This window comes from Arenimonas alkanexedens (assembly GCF_054781355.1).
In genome coordinates, this window is the sequence record NZ_BAAGUO010000001.1 from 285,501 (window position 1) to 300,936 (window position 15,436).

Below are 15,436 nucleotides of genomic sequence, written 5' to 3' on the forward strand. Positions count from 1 at the left end.
CCGGATGCCCGCCGCGACCGTCCTGTTCGATTTCGACGGCACCTTGGTGCGGGGTGACTGCGCGGCGGCCTGGCTGCGCGGCCAGCTGCGCAGTCATCCCCTGCGGCGGCTCGCCGCTGGGCTGAGTTTTCCCTTCCTGGCGCCGGGCTTCGCCTGGTGGCGCAGTGCCTGGATGCCGGCCAGCTTCTACACCTGGCTGGCCACCGTGGGCAGCACGCAGGAAGCGCTGCTGGAGGCGCGCGACGACTTCCTGCACGACTGCACCCTGCGACGCGATGAACTGCTGATCGCGCCCGCGGTCAGGCGTCTGCACGCGCATCTGGACGCCGGCGACCCGGTGGTTATCGTCACCGGGGCCGAAGCCAGCCTGGCGCGCGATCTGTGGCGGGCGCTGGGTCAGCCGGACGTGCCGGTGGTGGGTTCGAGTGTGCGCCAGGCGTTTGGCGGCTGGATTGGCCAGGAACACACCATCGGCCCGCGCAAAATCACCGCGCTGGCGCGCGCTGGTATCCGGCCGCCGTTCGCGGCGGTTTATAGCGACAGCTTCTGGGACTTGCCGCTGCTGTGCGAGACCGCGCGGCCGGTGCTGGTGCGGCCGGATGCCCGCAGTCTGGCGCGGGTGCAGAAGCGCCTGCGCGGCGCGTTTGAGACCTTGCGCTGAGTCCCGACGATCGGCTCAGCGGGTGCCGTACACCACGACGGTCTTGCCGCGGGCGTGCAGCAGGTTTTGCTCCTGCAGCTGCTTGAGCACGCGACCGGCCATTTCCCGCGAGCAGCCGACGATGCGGGCCAGCTCCTGGCGCGAGACCCGGATCTGGGTGCCCTGCGGGTGTGACAGCGCGTCCGGCTCCTGACACAGATCGTGCAGGGTGCGGATGATGCGGCCGCTCACGTCGAGGAAGGCGAGGCGGCTGGCCTTTCGGCTGGTGTCGAGCAGGCGCTTGGACAGCTGCAGGCCGATCGCATACAGGATGCGCGGGCATTCAGACTGCAGCGGCCCGGCGAACAGCTGGTGCAGGCGGTCGTAGTTGATCTCGGCCAGCTCGCAGGCGCTGCGGGTGCGGACCACCACGGCGCGGGCATCGGCGGCGAAGAACAGGCCCATCTCACCGATGAATTCGCCGGCATTCACATAGCCCAGAATCAGCTCGCGGCCGTCCGGCTCCTCGCTGACCACGCTCAGCGAACCGCTGATGACGTAGTAAAGAGAGGTGGCGGGCGTGCCGGGCCGGAACACATCGGTTCGGGTCGGGTAGCGACGCCGGTGGCAATGGTCGAGGAAGCGGCCCATGGTCGCGGCATCCGGCGCCAGCGGGCTACTGACCAATTTCGGCGGCTGGATCGACATGCGGCGAACTCCTGTTCTGGCGGCGCCATGGCGGGCTGTGGAAGCCCTTGCAGGCGTTCAGCTTAGGCCCGGAGCCTGTCTCGGGCAATGCCGGCGGCACCAAGGTTCCCCCGGGGGACCGTTTGGCCGATAATGCGGCCCCTCGCTCCATCCCCCTCCTCACGCAGGAATGCCCACGTGGTCAAGCCGCTTCCTCGCCTCAGGCTCCAGGGTTTCAACAACCTGACCAAGTCGCTGAGCTTCAACATCTACGACGTTTGCTACGCCGTGTCGGAAGAGCAGCGCCAGCGTTACATCGAGTACATCGATGAGGAATACAACGCCGATCGCCTGACCCAGATCCTGACCGACGTGGCCGAGATCATTGGCGCCAACGTCCTGAACGTGGCCCGCCAGGACTACGATCCGCAGGGTGCCTCGGTGACGATCCTGATCTCGGAAGAGCCGGTGATCGACAAGAAGGCGGCGGGCAAGGAGCTGATCTCCGACGCCGTGGTGGCGCACCTGGACAAGTCGCACATCACCGTGCACACCTATCCGGAAACCCACCCGCACAACGGCATCGCCACCTTCCGCGCCGACATCGACGTCGCCACCTGCGGCGTCATTTCGCCGCTGAAAGCCCTCAATTACCTGATCGAGAGCTTCGAGTCCGACATCGTGGTGATGGACTACCGCGTGCGCGGTTTCACCCGTGACGTGAAGGGCAAGAAGCACTACATCGACCACAAGATCAACTCGATCCAGGATTTCCTGTCCAAGCCGACCAAGGGCAAGTACGAGATGATCGACGTCAACGTGTACCAGGAGAACCTGTTCCACACGAAGATGCATCTCAAGGAGTTCGACCTCGACACCTACCTGTTCGAGGAGAAGGCCAAGAACCTCGGCTTCAAGGACCGGATGCGGATCGAAACCCAGCTCAAGCGCGAGATCGTCGAGCTGTTCAATGGCCACAACCTGGCCGACTGAACCATCGCGATGCGCTGCGAAAACGGCCCGGTGCGCAAGCGCCGGGCCGTTTTCTTTGGTGCGGGGCGATCAGGCGCGGTAGGCCACGGCCTTCATCAATCGCGAGGTCAGGGCCATCAGCCGCGGGATCGGCGCGGGCAGGACACGGGCGCCGGCGGCGACGGCTTCGTCGGCGTGGCGGGCCTCGTCTTCCTTCATGGTGCGCAGGATGGCGCGGCTGCGTTCATCGCCCGGCGGCAGGGTGGCCAGGTGTTCCTCGAGATGGGCTTCGACCTGACGTTCGGTCTCGACCACGAAGCCCAGGTTCCAGCCGTCACCGCGCAGTCCGGCGGCCAGGCCAATCGCGTAGCTGCCGGCGTAGAACACCGGGTTGAACAGGCTGGGGCGGCTGTCGAGTTCGCGCAGGCGGTCGGCGCACCAGGCCAGGTGGTCGGTTTCCTCCTGGGCGGCATGCTCGAGCTGGGCGCGGGTGGCGGCGTCGCGGGCGACGACCGCCTGCCCGACGTACAGCGCCTGGGCACAGACTTCGCCGGTGTGATTGATGCGCATCAGGCCGGCGGCGTGGCGGCGCTCGGCGTCGTCCAAAGGGGTCGCGGGCAGCTGGCCGGCCGGATTCGCGCGTTCTGCGCGGGCCGTGCCCAGCGTCGTAACCAGCGCGTGCTGGGCTTCGATCAGGATTCGGTCCAGCGGGCTGTAGCGACGTACTGCGTTCATTCCAGATGCTCGGCGAGGAAGTCCAGGGGGTGGCGTACCGGGATTGTAAGGCCCTGCGCCAGATGCAGCCGGCAGCCGATATTGGCCGATAGCAACAGGGTGGCGCCGCTGGCCGCCAGCGCGGCGTGAACGGGGCTGCGCAAGGCCGCCGCGCGCGCTGGAAACGCCACCTGGTGCAGGCCGGCCGCGCCGCAGCAGCCGCTGTCCGGCAGGGTCACCAGGTCCAGCCCGGGCACCCGGGCCAGCAGGCGCCGCAGCGCATCGCCGCTGCGCTGTGTGCAGGGCAGGTGCAGGGCAACGCGGCCCGCGGCCGGACGGAAAGTCAGGCGCTCGCCGAGGCGATCCAGGGCGGTGAGGGCGTCTTCGACCTGACGACCGTCGAGGCTATGCAACAGGCTGTCCAGGCAGCCGCTGGCCAGGCAGAGCACCTGCTCATGGCCTTGGAAGGCGAGGCGATTGGCCTCGCCCAGCCGGGTGGCGGTGGCGGCGTCGCCGGCATGCGCGGCGGCGGCGCCGCAGCAGCCCTGGCCTGTGGGAAGCACGGCGTCCAGGCCGGCAGCACCGAGCAGACGTGCCAGTGCGGCGCGGCTGCCGGACTCGTGCCGGTCGGCGATGCAGCCGGCAAACAGGGCGACCGACGGGCGCCCGCTGGCTGCAGGCAGGGCCTGGGGCCGCGCTGGCGCCGGCAAAGCCGGACGCAACGGGCCGGGCAGCCAGGGTCCGGCGATCCGATAAACGTCGAGTAGGCGGCCCAGCAGTGGCGGGCGGGCGAGCAGCCAGCCGGCCAGGCGTTGGCGCAGAGGTGGCGGCTGCCGCTGCGTCTGCAGGGCGCGTGCGCCCAGCAGCAGGGCGCCGTATTCGACGCCGGCGGGGCAGGCGCGCTCGCAGCGGCGGCAGCCTAGACAGTGGTCGAGATGGGTGTCGCCGGCGGCGGTGGGCGCCAGGCTGCCGGACAGGGTTGCGCGCATGTAGGCTATGCGGCCGCGGGGCGACTCCGCCTCGCTCTGGTCGAGCCCGTAGGTGGGGCAATGCGGCAGACACAGGCCGCACTGTACGCAGCGGTCGGCCAAGGCCACGAGGCCTGCGGCAGGCGCGTGCAGCGCTGGGCAGGGGGCCGTTTCAGGCGGTGCAGGCATGGCGGGATGCTAGCACGGGCTTAATCCGGACTTGCACGGGCCGGAAAGGGCCGCTATCATTCCGCCTCTTTCCACCCCGATTTCTATATTTTGGAGCCGTCATGAAGACCATGACCGTCAGCGCCAACGCCCAGACCGTCAAGCAAGACTGGTACGTGGTCGATGCCAGCGGCAAAACCCTGGGCCGCCTGTGCTCGGAACTCGCGCGTCGCTTGCGCGGCAAGCACAAGCCGGAATACACCCCGCACGTTGATACGGGTGACTACCTCGTCGTGATCAACGCCGAGAAGATCCACGTCACCGGCAACAAGCTGCAGGACAAGAAGTACCATCGCTTCACTGGTTACGTCGGCAACCTGAAGACCCAGTCGCTGGGCCAGATTCTCGACGCCCACCCGGAGCGCGTGATCGAAATCGGCGTCAAGGGCATGCTGCCCAAGAATCCGCTCGGCCGCGCCATGTACCGCAAGCTCAAGGTGTACAAGGGCTCGGAGCATCCGCATACCGCCCAGCAGCCGCAGGCTCTGGACTTCAAGGCTTAAGGCACAGACATGGCTATCCAGCAGAATTACGGCACCGGCCGTCGCAAGTCCTCCACTGCCCGCGTGTTCATGCGTTCGGGCACCGGCAAGATCGTCGTCAACGGCCGTCCGGTCGACGAGTTCTTCGGCCGCGAGACCTCGCGCATGATCGTGCGCCAGCCGCTGGTCGTCAGCCAGATGGGCGACAAGTTCGACTTCACCGTTACGGTCGGCGGCGGTGGCATCACCGGCCAGGCCGGCGCCATCCGCCTGGGCATCGCCCGCGCGCTGGTCGAGTACAACGACACCCTGAAGCCGGACCTGCGCAAGGCTGGCCTCATGACCCGCGACGCCCGCGAGGTCGAGCGTAAGAAGGTCGGCCTCCACAAGGCCCGCCGCGCCACCCAGTTCTCGAAGCGTTAATCGCCTAGTAGACTGGCGGCGACCCCAGATTGGGGGATCGTCTAATGGTAGGACTGCAGACTCTGACTCTGCCTATCTAGGTTCGAATCCTAGTCCCCCAGCCAAAAAAGAAGAGGGCTCCCTGACGGGGGCCCTCTTTTTTGGCCGAGGCTGTAGGAGGGCCTTCAGGCCCGAAGCTCCTCGCGAAGGGCTTCGGGCCTGAAGGCCCTCCTACCCCAAGCCGGCCCTGCGGCGATAAACTCAGCCAATTCGCACCCGGAGTCGCCCCATGCCTGTTCCCGCCGACCATCTGGCCCGCCTGTTCCCGCTTCAGTCCCTGCGCCAGGAGACTCGAGACCAACTGGCCCGCGAGGCCTCGGTGTCCGACTACGGTCGCAATGAGAACGTCTTCGAGGCCGGCGACCTGGACGAGGACACGATCTACCTGCTCGAAGGCGAGTTGCGCTGCAACTATCCGGACGGTCGCAGCATCGCCCACATCGCCAGCGCGCCCCATGGCTGCTATTCGCTCAACGATGCGGTGCCGCGCCGCTTCACCGCCAAGGTGGTGTCGTCGAAGGCGCGAGTGATGCGCGTGGACCGCCGCTACCTGGAAAAACTGATCACCTGGGACCAGCTGAGCCGCGACGACAACTATCGTCACTTCGGTTCCGCGCCGGGCGGCAACAACTGGGTCTTCCGCCTGCTGCGCAGCCAGGCCTTCGCGCGCCTGCCCACCGGCAATATCGAGAAGATGTTCCAGCTGTTTGAGCCGGTGACCGTCAAGCCCAGCGAGATCGTGATGCGCGAGGGCGATGCCCCGGACTATTTCTACGTCGTGCGCGAGGGCGCCGCTTCGATCTCGAAGTATCTCGACGGTGCGCCGCAGGTCGTGGCCTACCTGCGTGAAGGCGATACCTTCGGCGAGGACGCGCTGCTGTCGAACCTGCCGCGCAACGCCACCGTGCGCATGATGCAGGGCGGCCAGCTGATGCGTCTCTCGCGCGATGCCTTCGAAGCCGTGCTCAAGCCGCCGATGCTGTCGTGGGTGCTGCCGGCCGAAGCTGCCCGCCTGGTGCAGGGCGGCGCGGCGCTGTTGGACGTGCGCATGCCGGAAGAACACGCCCAGCGCGCGATTGACGGCTCCCTGAACGTGCCGCTGTATCGCCTGCGCGAGGATATCGCCAGCGCCTTGCCGTCGGGTGCGCGCGTGGTGGTTTACTGCAATACCGGCGAACGTTCGGCCGCCGCTGCCTTCGTGCTCAAGCGGCTCGGCTATGAGGTCAGTGCCCTGCACGGCGGCCTCGGCGCCATGCTGCGCCTGCTGGCCGCCAACGCGCCGGCCTGATTGCCGGTCGCTGCAGGCCCTCCTACATTTACGGCTGGCGCAGGGGGCGGATCTGACCGTTGATGATGACGTCATCGGCCGGGCGGGCGGCGAACAGGCCGCAGGCCACGACGCCGACGATCTGGTTCAACTTGGCCTCCAGACCCACCGGGTCGGTGATGCGCCAGTGGTGCACGTCCAGGATCCAGTTGCCGTTGTCGGTCGTGACGCCTTCGCGCCAGACTGGCTGTCCGCCCAGTTCGACGATGCGGCGGGCGACCAGGCTGCGCGCCATTGGGATCACTTCGACAGGCAGCGGGAAATCGCCCAGCAGGTCGACCTGCTTGGCCTCGTCGATGATGCAAACGAAGCGCTCGCTGGCCTCGGCGATGATTTTCTCGCGGGTCAGCGCCGCGCCGCCGCCCTTGATCAGCCGGTTGAAGGGATCGCATTCATCCGCGCCGTCCACGTAGAGCTTCAGCGGACCGACCGCGTTGAGGTCGAACACCGGGATGCCGTGGGATTTGAGCTGGCGCGTGCTTTGTTCGGAGCTCGACACCGCGCCATCAATCCGTCCCTTCATGCGCGCCAGGCCGTCAATAAAGAACGCGACCGTGGAGCCGGTGCCGACGCCGACCACGGTGCCGTCCTCGACGAATTCCAGGGCCTTCTCGGCGGCGAGTTTCTTCTGTGCGTCGCGGGACATCAGCGGCTCCGGCTTATTCTAGGGAAAGGATGTGCTTGTACTGCGCGGCCGTCACCGGCAGCACCGACAGACGATTGCCGCGGCGGAGCAGGGCGAAGTCCTCGCCCAGCGCCTCGGCCTCGGCGCGCATGTCGTCCAGTGACACGGTGCGCTTGAGGCGGCGCACGAAGCCCACGTCCACCATCCACCAGCGCGGCTCGTCGGGCTTGCTGGCGGCATCGTAGTAGTCGGACTTCTTCTGGAACTGGGTCGGGTCCGGATAGGTGTCCGAAACCACTTCGGCCAGCCCGGCCACGCCGGGCACCTTGCAGTTGGAGTGATAGAACAGAATGCCGTCGCCGACCTTCATGTCCTTCATCATGAAGTTGCGCGCCTGGTAGTTGCGCACGCCGGTCCAGGGCTCGCTGCCCACCTTTTCCAGCGCCTCGATCGAGAACTCGTCGGGCTCGGACTTCATCAGCCAGTATCGTTTCATGCCGCCATTATCGCCCGAACGCGAGGAATCCGGCTTCGGTCGCGATCGCGTCCAGCGGAACGTCCCAAGGCTCGCGGGCCAGCGTCTCGATCTGCTGGCAGCCGTAGCCCACGCCGACCAGATGCGGCGGCGCCGCCTGGCCCCGTCGAAAGCCGAAGGCGCGGTCGTAGTAGCCGCCGCCCATGCCCAGCCGGGTGCCGTCGGTGTCAAAGCCCAGCAGGGGCAGGAGCACGATGCTCATGGCTTCAGGCGCCAATCGGGTTTCGGCGACGGGTTCGGGAATGCCGTAACGGTTGGGTTCGAGCGGATCGCCGGCGCGCCAGGGCGCGAAGCCAAGCCCGCCATCCGGCGTGGTCACCGGAAGGCACCAGACCTGGCCAGGCGCCAGCCTCAGCTGCACCGCATGAAGCGGAAGTTCACCGTTCACTGCCCAGTAGCCGGCCACGTAGCCGGGCGCGCGAAGCTCGGGACGTTCACCCAAGTGACGCGCGACCGCATCGGCGGCGGCGAGTCGCTCGCCGGGGCGCAGGGCCGCGCGGCGGGCACGTAGTTCAGCACGTAGGGAAGTGCGAATAGCGTTCAAGAAAGTTCCTCCACCATGCCGATGCGCACGAAACGACCTTGATCCCTGGGATCAAGTGGGTACCCGAACCACCGCTTCAGGCTTTCCGCAACGGGGCGGACATGCACACCACGGATGGGGCGGATTCCCGGGTCGTGTTTATGGGACAAGGTGTAGTGTTAGGCACGCTGTCGTACACGGCAGAGGACAGCGCGATTATAGTCCTCGCACCTAACGGAAGAGTGAACGCTTGAGCGCGCGACTGTAGGAGGGCCTTCAGGCCCGAAGCTGTTCGCTGAAGAGCTTCGGGCCTGAAGGCCCTCCTACAGCGGAGGCTAAACGCGGTGCGTCCAGATGCGGCTCAGCGCGGGGTGTCGAAGAGGCCGTCGAGCTTGCGGTTGAGTTCGCCCAGGCTGAGGCTGATCGCCAGGTCGCGCGCTTCGGCGGCCTGCTTGAGCTGCTGCAGCTCATGGGCGAGGTTCAGGGCGGTCAGCACGGCTACCCGGTCGATTGCGGCCATGCGGTTGCTGCCGCGCAGCTCGCGCATACGCGCGTCCAGCAGCTGAGCCGCCGCCATCAGGCTTTCGCGCTCGGCCGGTTCGACGCCGACGGTGTACTCACGGTCCAGGATCTTGACGTTGACCGGCTCGCTCACGCGTTGTGCTCCAGCGACTTGAGCCGCGTGATCATGGCTTCGACCCGCGACCGGGCAAGCTCGTTCTTGTTCAGCAGCTGGGCCCGTTCGGCGACCAGTTGCTCCTGGCCGTGGCGCAGGCTCTTGTTTTCATCCAGCAGTCGACGATGCTGTTCCGCCAGGCGCTCGAAGCGCTCGACCAGGGACTGCAGTTGGGAAATCGGATCGTTGGCGCTCATCGCGGCCACCTTAGGCGGGGCGGGGGAAGGGGTCAATACGGCGCCGGGATGGCCGCCACGGTGGCTGGCTGCCAGCTGCGTATGAAGGCCAGGCAGCGGTGCGAATCCAGCGGCGGCGACAGCCAGAAGCCCTGGATCTCGTCGCAGCCCTGTTCACGCAGGTAGCTCAGCTGCTGTTCGCTTTCCACGCCCTCGGCGATGACGTTCAAGCCCAGCGAATGGCCCATGGTGATGACGGTGGCGGTGATCGCCTCGTCGTCGGGGTCGCGGGTCAGGTCGCCGATGAATTCCTTGTCGATCTTCAGCGTGTCGATCGGCAGGCGCTTGAGGTAGACCAGCGACGAATAACCGGTGCCGAAGTCGTCAATGGCCAGGGTGACGCCAAGCTTGCGCAGTTCGTTGAGCACGTGGGTGGTCTGCTCGGCGTTCTGCATCACCATCGATTCGGTGACCTCCAACTCGATGCGGTTGGCCGGCACGCCCAGGTCCTGGATCAGGTTGCGCAGGCTCAGCGGCAGGTTGCCGCGCAGCAGCTGCAGCACCGAGACATTGATGCCGATCGAGATTTCGTTCAAGCCGTGGCCGCGCCAGCGCTTGAGGGTCTGCAGCGCTTCGCTCAGCACCCAGTCGCCGATTTGCAGGATAAGGCCCGATTCCTCGGCCAGCGGGATGAACACCGTGGGCGGGATCTCGCCCAGCTCGGCGCTGTGCCAGCGCAGCAGCGCCTCGACGCCGGTGATGCGGCCGTCCGCCAATGCCATGCGCGGCTGGTAGACCAGGCGGAACTCACCGCGGTCGAGCGCCTTGCGCAGCGAGGCCAGCACCGTGGCGCGCCGGCGCGACTCGGCGTCCATGGTTTCGTTGTAGATCTGGTAGGTGTTCCGGCCCTCGGCCTTGGCCTGGTACATGGCCGTATCGGCGTACTTGAGCAGGTCGGTAGGCACCAGGGCGTGGTCGGGATAGAGGCTGATGCCGAGCGATGGCGTGATCGAGACGTCGTGGCGTTCGTCGACTTCGAGCGGCATCGAGAACGCCGTCAGGATTTCCCGCGCCATGCGTTCAACCGCCGGTATCGACTCGACGTCCTCGAGCACCACGGTGAATTCGTCGCCGCCCAGCCGCGCTACGGTATCCGAGGCGCCGACCGTGGCCTGCAGGCGGGTAGCCGCGGCCTTGAGCAGGCGGTCGCCGGCGGCATGGCCGAGCGAGTCGTTGATGTCCTTGAAGCGATCAAGGTCCAGAAACAGAACCGCCACCCGCGTTTCCTGCCGGCGCGCGCGCACGATCGCGCGGCCCAGGCGCTCGCTCAGCAGGGCCCGGTTCGGCAGGCCGGTGAGCGTGTCGTAGTTGGCCAGGTAGCGCAGCTCCTGCTCGGCGCGCTTCTTGTCGGTGATGTCGTTGACCACGGCGACGAAGTGGCTGCGCAGCCCCATCGCGTCGCGAACTTCGCTCATTTCGATCCAGCCCAGGAATTCCTCGCCGTCCTTGCGTCGCTGCCACATCTCACCCGCCCAGTGGCCGGTGCGCTCGAGCACGTCGCGCACGCGCCGGTAAAACTCGGCGCTGTGCTGGCTGGAGTCGAGCAGGCGGCTGTTCTGGCCGATCACTTCTTCCTCGCTGTACCCGGTGATGCGCGAGAAGGCCGGGTTGACCGAGATGAAGCGGAAGTCGAGGTCGATAACTGCCACCGCTTCGCTCATCGAGCGCAGCACTTCCAGCGCCACCCGGCGCTCGCGCTCGGCGCGGCGGATGACGGTGATGTCTCGGGCGGTACCGGCCATGCGCAGCGGGCTGCCGCTGGTGTCGCGTTCGACCACCTTGCCGCGCGAACGCACCCAAACCCATTCGCCGCCCGCGTTCCGGATGCGATGTTCGGACTCGAAAACGTCGCTGTGGCCGACGATGTGTTCCTGCAGCAGTTTTTGCACCCGCGGCAGGTCCTCGGGGTGGATCGAGTGCGTGCGCCAGTCGTCGGTGCTCATTTCCTCGCGGCTGCCTTCGCCCAGCAGCTGGTTGGCGCCGAGGCGGTAGAGGCTGTTCTCGCGGATGTTCCAGTCCCAGAACTCGTCGCCCGAGCCCCACAGCGCCAGGTTCAGGCGCTCTTCGCGTTCGCGGATTTCACCGAGCAGGGACGTTTCCTGGCGCCGGCGATGGGTCCAGACCCGCCAGAGCAGCCAGCCCAGGCACAGCGCGATACCGAACAGGACCACCTGCAGCACGAATCCGGAATCCCCGGAGACGCCAGCCTGTGCCCGGGCAACGATCGGCACCAGCATTCCCCCGACTACGCTGGCTGCGAAGCCACGCGTCGGACGTCTGCCACTGTTTCGCGAACGCGCCATTAGGCTCGATGATCCCCTGTGAACGATCGCCCCTGTATTTTGGCAGTGTAGGGGGGCACCAACACCGCCACAAGCACCGTCGGCCGACTTGGGCCGGCCTTGCTAGAATGCAGGCCTGCCTCCCGTCCTGAAGCCATGTCCGACGTCCAATTGCCTGAACACGCTGAACTCGTCGCCGAACTCCAGAGCCTGGAAGCCGGCCTGGAACCCTGCGACCTGCACGGATCCCTCTGCGGCTTCCTTTCGGGCGGTGGCAAGCACGATCGCCAGACCTGGTTCGCCCAGGTCATGGCCGACCCGCTGCTGTCGGCCCCGGAGGCCGGCGGCGCCTTGGACCAGCTCTATCTGGCCAGCACCGGCCAGCTTGACTCCCCGGACTTCGAATTCGAACTGCTGCTGCCGGCCGAAGGCCTGCCGGTCAGTGAGCGTGGGGAGGGCCTGGTGGCCTGGTGCCGCGGCTTCCTGGGCGGCTTCGGGCTGGCCGCGGGCGCCAAGCCGCCGCTCTCCGAGGAATCCGAAGAAGCCCTGGGCGACATCGCCCGGATCGCCGCCAGCGACCTGAGCTACGAAGACCCGGAGGCTGACGCCGCCGCGCTCGCGGAGGTGTCCGAATTCATCCGGGTCGCAGTGATGCTGCTGCACAGCGACTGCGTGCTGGGTCCGCGCCACCGTCGCAAGCTCAACTGAGCCAGCCGTGATCAAGCCGGTCGAATTCGCGCGCCGCCGCAGGCAGCTCATGCGCATGGCAGACGAGGACGCCATCATCGTCCTGCCCAGCGCGCCGGTGCGCGTGCGCAGCCACGACACCCATTACCCCTACCGCCAGGACAGCGACTTCTGGTACCTGGCCGGCTTCGCCGAGCCCGAGGCGGTGCTGGTGCTGGTGCCCGGCCGCAAACACGGCGAGACGCTGCTTTTTTGCCGCGAGCGCGACGCCGACCGCGAGGCCTGGGATGGCCCGCGTGCCGGCCCCGAAGGGGCGGTGGAGAACTATGGCTTCGATGACGCCTACCCCATCGCCGACCTCGACGAGATCCTGCCGGGCCTGCTCGAAGGGCGCTCCCGCGTTTACTACCACTTCGGCCGCGACACGGAATTCGACCTCAAGCTGATCGGTTGGGTGAACCGGGTACGCTCGCAGGTGCGCCATGGCGCGCAGCCGCCGCATGAGTTCCTCGAACTCGGCCATCTGCTGCACGAGCTGCGCCTGTTCAAGAGCCCGGCGGAAATCAAGCTGATGCGCGAATCCGCCCGCATCGCCTGCGAGGCCCAACTCGCGGCGATGCGCGCCACCCGTCCGGGCGGCCGCGAGTACGAAGTCGAGGCCGCGCTGCAGTACACCTATCGGCGCAACAACGCCGTGGCCGCCTACGAGCCGATCGTCGGCGCCGGCGCCAACGGCTGCGTGCTGCACTATCGCGACAACAACGGCCCCACCCAGGACGGCGACCTGCTGCTGTGCGACGCCGGCGCCGAGTTCGCCAACTACGCCTCCGACATCACCCGCACCTGGCCGGTGAACGGCCGCTATTCGAAAGAGCAGCGTGCGCTGTATGAGGTAGTGCTGTCGGCACAGCATGCCGCGCTCGCGAAAGCGCGCCCCGGCCAGCCCTGGATCGCCGGCCACGACGCCGCCGTGGAAGTGCTGACCGAGGGTCTGCTGTCGCTGGGCCTGCTCAAGGGTTCGCTGAAGTCAGCGCTGGCCAGCGGCAGCTACAAGAAGTTCTACATGCACAAGACCGGCCACTGGCTTGGCCTGGACGTGCACGACGTGGGTGAGTACAAGCTTGCCGGCGAATACCGCGAACTCGAGCCCGGCATGGTCTTCACCATCGAGCCCGGCCTTTACATCGCGCCGGGTAGCAAGGGTGTGCCGGCGAAGTGGCAGGGCATCGGCATCCGCATCGAAGACGACGTGCTGGTCACCAAGACCGGCCATGAAGTGCTGACCGACGGCGTGCCCAAGGATCCGGACGCGGTCGAGGCGGTCCTCGCCTCCCGCTGAATCGCGGCAGGCGTCCGGTGACGCTACATGTCGTGTTTGGCGACTTCCAGGCCGCGGGCAACGTACTGCTTCCAGCGCTCGCGCAGCGGGCCGCGGGCGGAATCGTCGGCGGGCACCACCTCCAGCACGCGCTCGAAACCGTCGGGAACAGCCTCCTCGCGCAGGTTCAGCACCAGCGGGCGCAGCGCCGCGTCGTGCTCCGGGGCGGCGATCAGCACCGCCACTTCTTCCTCTTCTTCGTCCGCGCCCACGATCTGGTGCGGCACGAAGGCGTCCGGGTCGAAGGACCAGAGCAGATCGTCCAGCGTTTCGGCCTGTTCAATGCTGGCGCACAGCACCAGCATCGGCAGGCCGGCATCGCTGGCTTTTCGGGCCAGCTCGCAGGCGAGCAGCAGCGGCTGCTCGCGGAAGCGGGGCTTGCCGATCAGGTAGAAATCGGCGCGCGCCATGTCAGCCGGCCTGGTCGATCAGCCACTGCGTCAGCAGGCCGACCGGCCGGCCGCTGGACATGCCCTTGCGGCCGTCGCCATTGGCGACGCCGGCGATGTCCAGATGGGCCCAGCGCTGGCCTTCGGTGAATCGCGACAGGAAGCAGCCGGCGGTGATCGCGCCGGCGTTCTTGCCGCCGATGTTGTAGATGTCGGCGTAGGCCGACTCCAGCTGGGTCTGGTACTCGTCCCACAGCGGCAGGCGCCAGGCGCGGTCGAACACGGTGTCGCCGGCGGCCAGCAGCTCGTCGGCGAGGTCGTCGTGCTTGCTCATCAGGCCGGCGGCGAACTTGCCCAGCGCAACCACGCAGGCGCCGGTGAGCGTGGCGACGTCGACCGTGGCCTGCGGCTCGTACTTCTGCACGTAGGTCAGGGCATCGCACAGGATCAGGCGGCCTTCGGCGTCGGTGTTGCCGACTTCGATGGTCTTGCCCGACATCGAGGTGAGGATGTCGCTGGGACGGTAGGCGTCGGCGTCGGGCATGTTCTCGACCGCCGGCACCACCATCACCAGGTTCAGCGGCAGCTGCATTTTCGCGACCGCGGCGAAGGTGCCGAAGACGGTGGCGGCGCCGCACATGTCGAACTTCATTTCCTCGATGCCGCCCTGCACCTTGAGGTTGAGGCCGCCGGAGTCGAAGGTGATGCCCTTGCCGACCAGCGCATGCGGCTTGGCCTTGCCGGCGCCGGTGTAGCGCAGCACCACGAGGCGCGGCGGGTTGGCCGAACCGCGGGCGACCGCCAGCAGCGAGCCCATGCCGAGTTTTTCCATGTCGGCGCGCTCGAGGACTTCGGCCTCGACATTGGCGTGCTCAGCCGCCAGCTTGCGGGCGGTATCGGCCAGGTAGCCGGGGTTGCAGATATTGGGCGGCAGGTTGCCCAGCTCGCGCGAGAGCTCGACGCCGGCGGCGATCGCCACGCCGCGTTCGAACTCACTGCGGTTGGCGTCCTTGCCCAGCACCGCCAGCTGGCGCAGGCCGGCCTCGTCCTGTTTGCTGCGGGTGGCGGTGTAGCGGTAGGCGGCGTGGTCGGCGGCGATGACGGCCTGGCGCAGGCTCCAGCCAGCGTCGCGACCGGCCACGTTCAGCTCGGTCAGGGTCAGCAGGGCGCTTTCGGAGGCGCCGATCTTGAGGGCGCGCACGGCATCGGCGACCGCCTTGAGGTACTGCGGGACGCCGAACTTGCCGACATCGCCCAGGCCCACCACCAGCACGCGCGGCGCGGTGACGCCGCCCAGGTCGGGCAGCAGGGCGGTGCGGCCGGTCTTGCCGGACAAGTCGCCGCGGGCGGCGAGGGCGCTGAGCCGGCCGCCACTGGCCTTGTCCACGGCCTGGGCCGAGGGCGACAGGCTGCCGTCGGCGAACAGGCCGAGCACCAGGCAATCGGTGGCGGCGGTGGCGGGATCGCTGTGGTTCAGTTGAAATTCGAGGGCCATGGTCTGGGATTCCGTACAATCAAAAGGGATTCGGGGCGGATACGCCGATTCTGGCGTTTCGCCGTGATGACTCCGCGATTCTAGCAACTCAGCCCCAAGCCCACCCCCCGCCCAGGCCAGGACGCCCCCC

General features: G+C 67.4%; 18 protein-coding genes, 1 tRNA gene and 1 other RNA gene. 8 read left to right on the forward strand and 12 right to left on the reverse strand.

Annotated elements, in window-relative coordinates; genetic code table 11:
- Positions 1-4 precede the first annotated feature (4 nt).
- Entirely contained in the window at positions 5-661 is a 657-nt protein-coding gene (locus ACYVGY_RS01295; protein ID WP_460455683.1) for an HAD family hydrolase, read from the forward strand.
- Between the two features lie 15 nt (positions 662-676).
- Here the strand turns inward: ACYVGY_RS01295 and crp are convergent, their stop codons facing one another.
- Positions 677-1,348, reverse strand: coding sequence for a cAMP-activated global transcriptional regulator CRP (gene crp / locus ACYVGY_RS01300; RefSeq protein ID WP_460455684.1), 672 nt, complete (start codon positions 1,346-1,348; stop codon positions 677-679).
- A gap of 177 nt (positions 1,349-1,525) precedes the next feature.
- Between crp and speD the strand changes: the two genes are divergently transcribed.
- On the forward strand, positions 1,526-2,320 hold the full coding sequence (gene speD / locus ACYVGY_RS01305; protein WP_460455685.1) for an adenosylmethionine decarboxylase: 795 nt from the start codon (positions 1,526-1,528) through the stop codon (positions 2,318-2,320).
- A gap of 69 nt (positions 2,321-2,389) precedes the next feature.
- Here the strand turns inward: speD and coq7 are convergent, their stop codons facing one another.
- Together coq7 and ACYVGY_RS01315 are read right to left on the reverse strand one after the other, a co-directional pair.
- Positions 2,390-3,034, reverse strand: a complete 645-nt coding sequence (gene coq7 / locus ACYVGY_RS01310; RefSeq protein ID WP_460455686.1) for a 2-polyprenyl-3-methyl-6-methoxy-1,4-benzoquinone monooxygenase — start codon at positions 3,032-3,034, stop codon at positions 2,390-2,392.
- A complete protein-coding gene (locus tag ACYVGY_RS01315) occupies positions 3,031-4,170 on the reverse strand; it encodes a (Fe-S)-binding protein (RefSeq protein WP_460455687.1) in 1,140 nt (379 codons plus the stop codon). Before ACYVGY_RS01315 ends, coq7 begins: the two co-directional genes overlap by 4 nt.
- A 110-nt stretch (positions 4,171-4,280) precedes the next feature.
- On the opposite strand from ACYVGY_RS01315, the gene rplM reads away from it, so the two are divergent.
- The 4 genes from rplM to ACYVGY_RS01335 all read left to right on the forward strand — a co-directional run bounded on the left by rplM (position 4,281) and on the right by ACYVGY_RS01335 (position 6,441).
- Positions 4,281-4,712, forward strand: a complete 432-nt coding sequence (gene rplM / locus ACYVGY_RS01320; protein ID WP_460456240.1) for a 50S ribosomal protein L13 — start codon at positions 4,281-4,283, stop codon at positions 4,710-4,712.
- A 9-nt stretch (positions 4,713-4,721) separates the two neighbouring features.
- The gene (gene rpsI, locus ACYVGY_RS01325; RefSeq protein WP_460455688.1) at positions 4,722-5,114 is read left to right on the forward strand and encodes a 30S ribosomal protein S9; all 393 of its coding nucleotides are present in this window, start codon (positions 4,722-4,724) and stop codon (positions 5,112-5,114) included.
- A gap of 30 nt (positions 5,115-5,144) precedes the next feature.
- A tRNA-Gln gene (locus ACYVGY_RS01330) sits at positions 5,145-5,218 on the forward strand.
- 164 nt (positions 5,219-5,382) lie between these two features.
- Positions 5,383-6,441 carry a cyclic nucleotide-binding domain-containing protein gene (locus ACYVGY_RS01335; protein WP_460455689.1) on the forward strand — a complete coding sequence of 353 codons (1,059 nt, stop codon included), beginning with the start codon at positions 5,383-5,385 and terminating at the stop codon, positions 6,439-6,441.
- Between the two features lie 28 nt (positions 6,442-6,469).
- On the opposite strand, the gene rpiA is transcribed toward ACYVGY_RS01335, so the two are convergent.
- From rpiA to ACYVGY_RS01370, 7 genes are all read right to left on the reverse strand, one after another.
- Positions 6,470-7,126, reverse strand: coding sequence for a ribose-5-phosphate isomerase RpiA (gene rpiA, locus ACYVGY_RS01340; RefSeq protein ID WP_460455690.1), 657 nt, complete (start codon positions 7,124-7,126; stop codon positions 6,470-6,472).
- 13 nt (positions 7,127-7,139) lie between these two features.
- Positions 7,140-7,601 carry an EVE domain-containing protein gene (locus tag ACYVGY_RS01345; RefSeq protein WP_460455691.1) on the reverse strand — a complete coding sequence of 154 codons (462 nt, stop codon included), beginning with the start codon at positions 7,599-7,601 and terminating at the stop codon, positions 7,140-7,142.
- A gap of 7 nt (positions 7,602-7,608) precedes the next feature.
- On the reverse strand, positions 7,609-8,184 hold the full coding sequence (locus ACYVGY_RS01350; protein ID WP_460455692.1) for a 5-formyltetrahydrofolate cyclo-ligase: 576 nt from the start codon (positions 8,182-8,184) through the stop codon (positions 7,609-7,611).
- A gap of 3 nt (positions 8,185-8,187) precedes the next feature.
- A non-coding RNA gene (ssrS, locus tag ACYVGY_RS01355) (6S RNA) lies at positions 8,188-8,373 on the reverse strand.
- A gap of 151 nt (positions 8,374-8,524) precedes the next feature.
- The gene (locus tag ACYVGY_RS01360) at positions 8,525-8,818 is read right to left on the reverse strand and encodes a cell division protein ZapA (RefSeq protein ID WP_460455693.1); all 294 of its coding nucleotides are present in this window, start codon (positions 8,816-8,818) and stop codon (positions 8,525-8,527) included.
- Positions 8,815-9,036 (reverse strand): TIGR02449 family protein, encoded by a 222-nt coding sequence (locus ACYVGY_RS01365; protein WP_460455694.1) that lies wholly within the window; start codon positions 9,034-9,036, stop codon positions 8,815-8,817. Before ACYVGY_RS01365 ends, ACYVGY_RS01360 begins: the two co-directional genes overlap by 4 nt.
- A 32-nt stretch (positions 9,037-9,068) precedes the next feature.
- Positions 9,069-11,312, reverse strand: coding sequence for a putative bifunctional diguanylate cyclase/phosphodiesterase (locus ACYVGY_RS01370; RefSeq protein WP_460455695.1), 2,244 nt, complete (start codon positions 11,310-11,312; stop codon positions 9,069-9,071).
- 201 nt (positions 11,313-11,513) lie between these two features.
- Here ACYVGY_RS01370 and ACYVGY_RS01375 point away from each other — a divergent pair, with 201 nt between their 5' ends.
- Together ACYVGY_RS01375 and ACYVGY_RS01380 are read left to right on the forward strand one after the other, a co-directional pair.
- Positions 11,514-12,065, forward strand: a complete 552-nt coding sequence (locus ACYVGY_RS01375; protein ID WP_460455696.1) for a UPF0149 family protein — start codon at positions 11,514-11,516, stop codon at positions 12,063-12,065.
- 7 nt (positions 12,066-12,072) lie between these two features.
- The gene (locus tag ACYVGY_RS01380) at positions 12,073-13,383 is read left to right on the forward strand and encodes an aminopeptidase P N-terminal domain-containing protein (RefSeq protein WP_460455697.1); all 1,311 of its coding nucleotides are present in this window, start codon (positions 12,073-12,075) and stop codon (positions 13,381-13,383) included.
- Between the two features lie 23 nt (positions 13,384-13,406).
- Here the strand turns inward: ACYVGY_RS01380 and ACYVGY_RS01385 are convergent, their stop codons facing one another.
- Positions 13,407-13,832, reverse strand: coding sequence for a DNA polymerase III subunit chi (locus tag ACYVGY_RS01385; RefSeq protein ID WP_460455698.1), 426 nt, complete (start codon positions 13,830-13,832; stop codon positions 13,407-13,409).
- 1 nt (position 13,833) lies between these two features.
- Positions 13,834-15,306: a leucyl aminopeptidase gene (locus ACYVGY_RS01390; protein WP_460455699.1), complete on the reverse strand. Its 1,473-nt coding sequence runs from the start codon at positions 15,304-15,306 to the stop codon at positions 13,834-13,836.
- Positions 15,307-15,436: the final 130 nt, after the last annotated feature.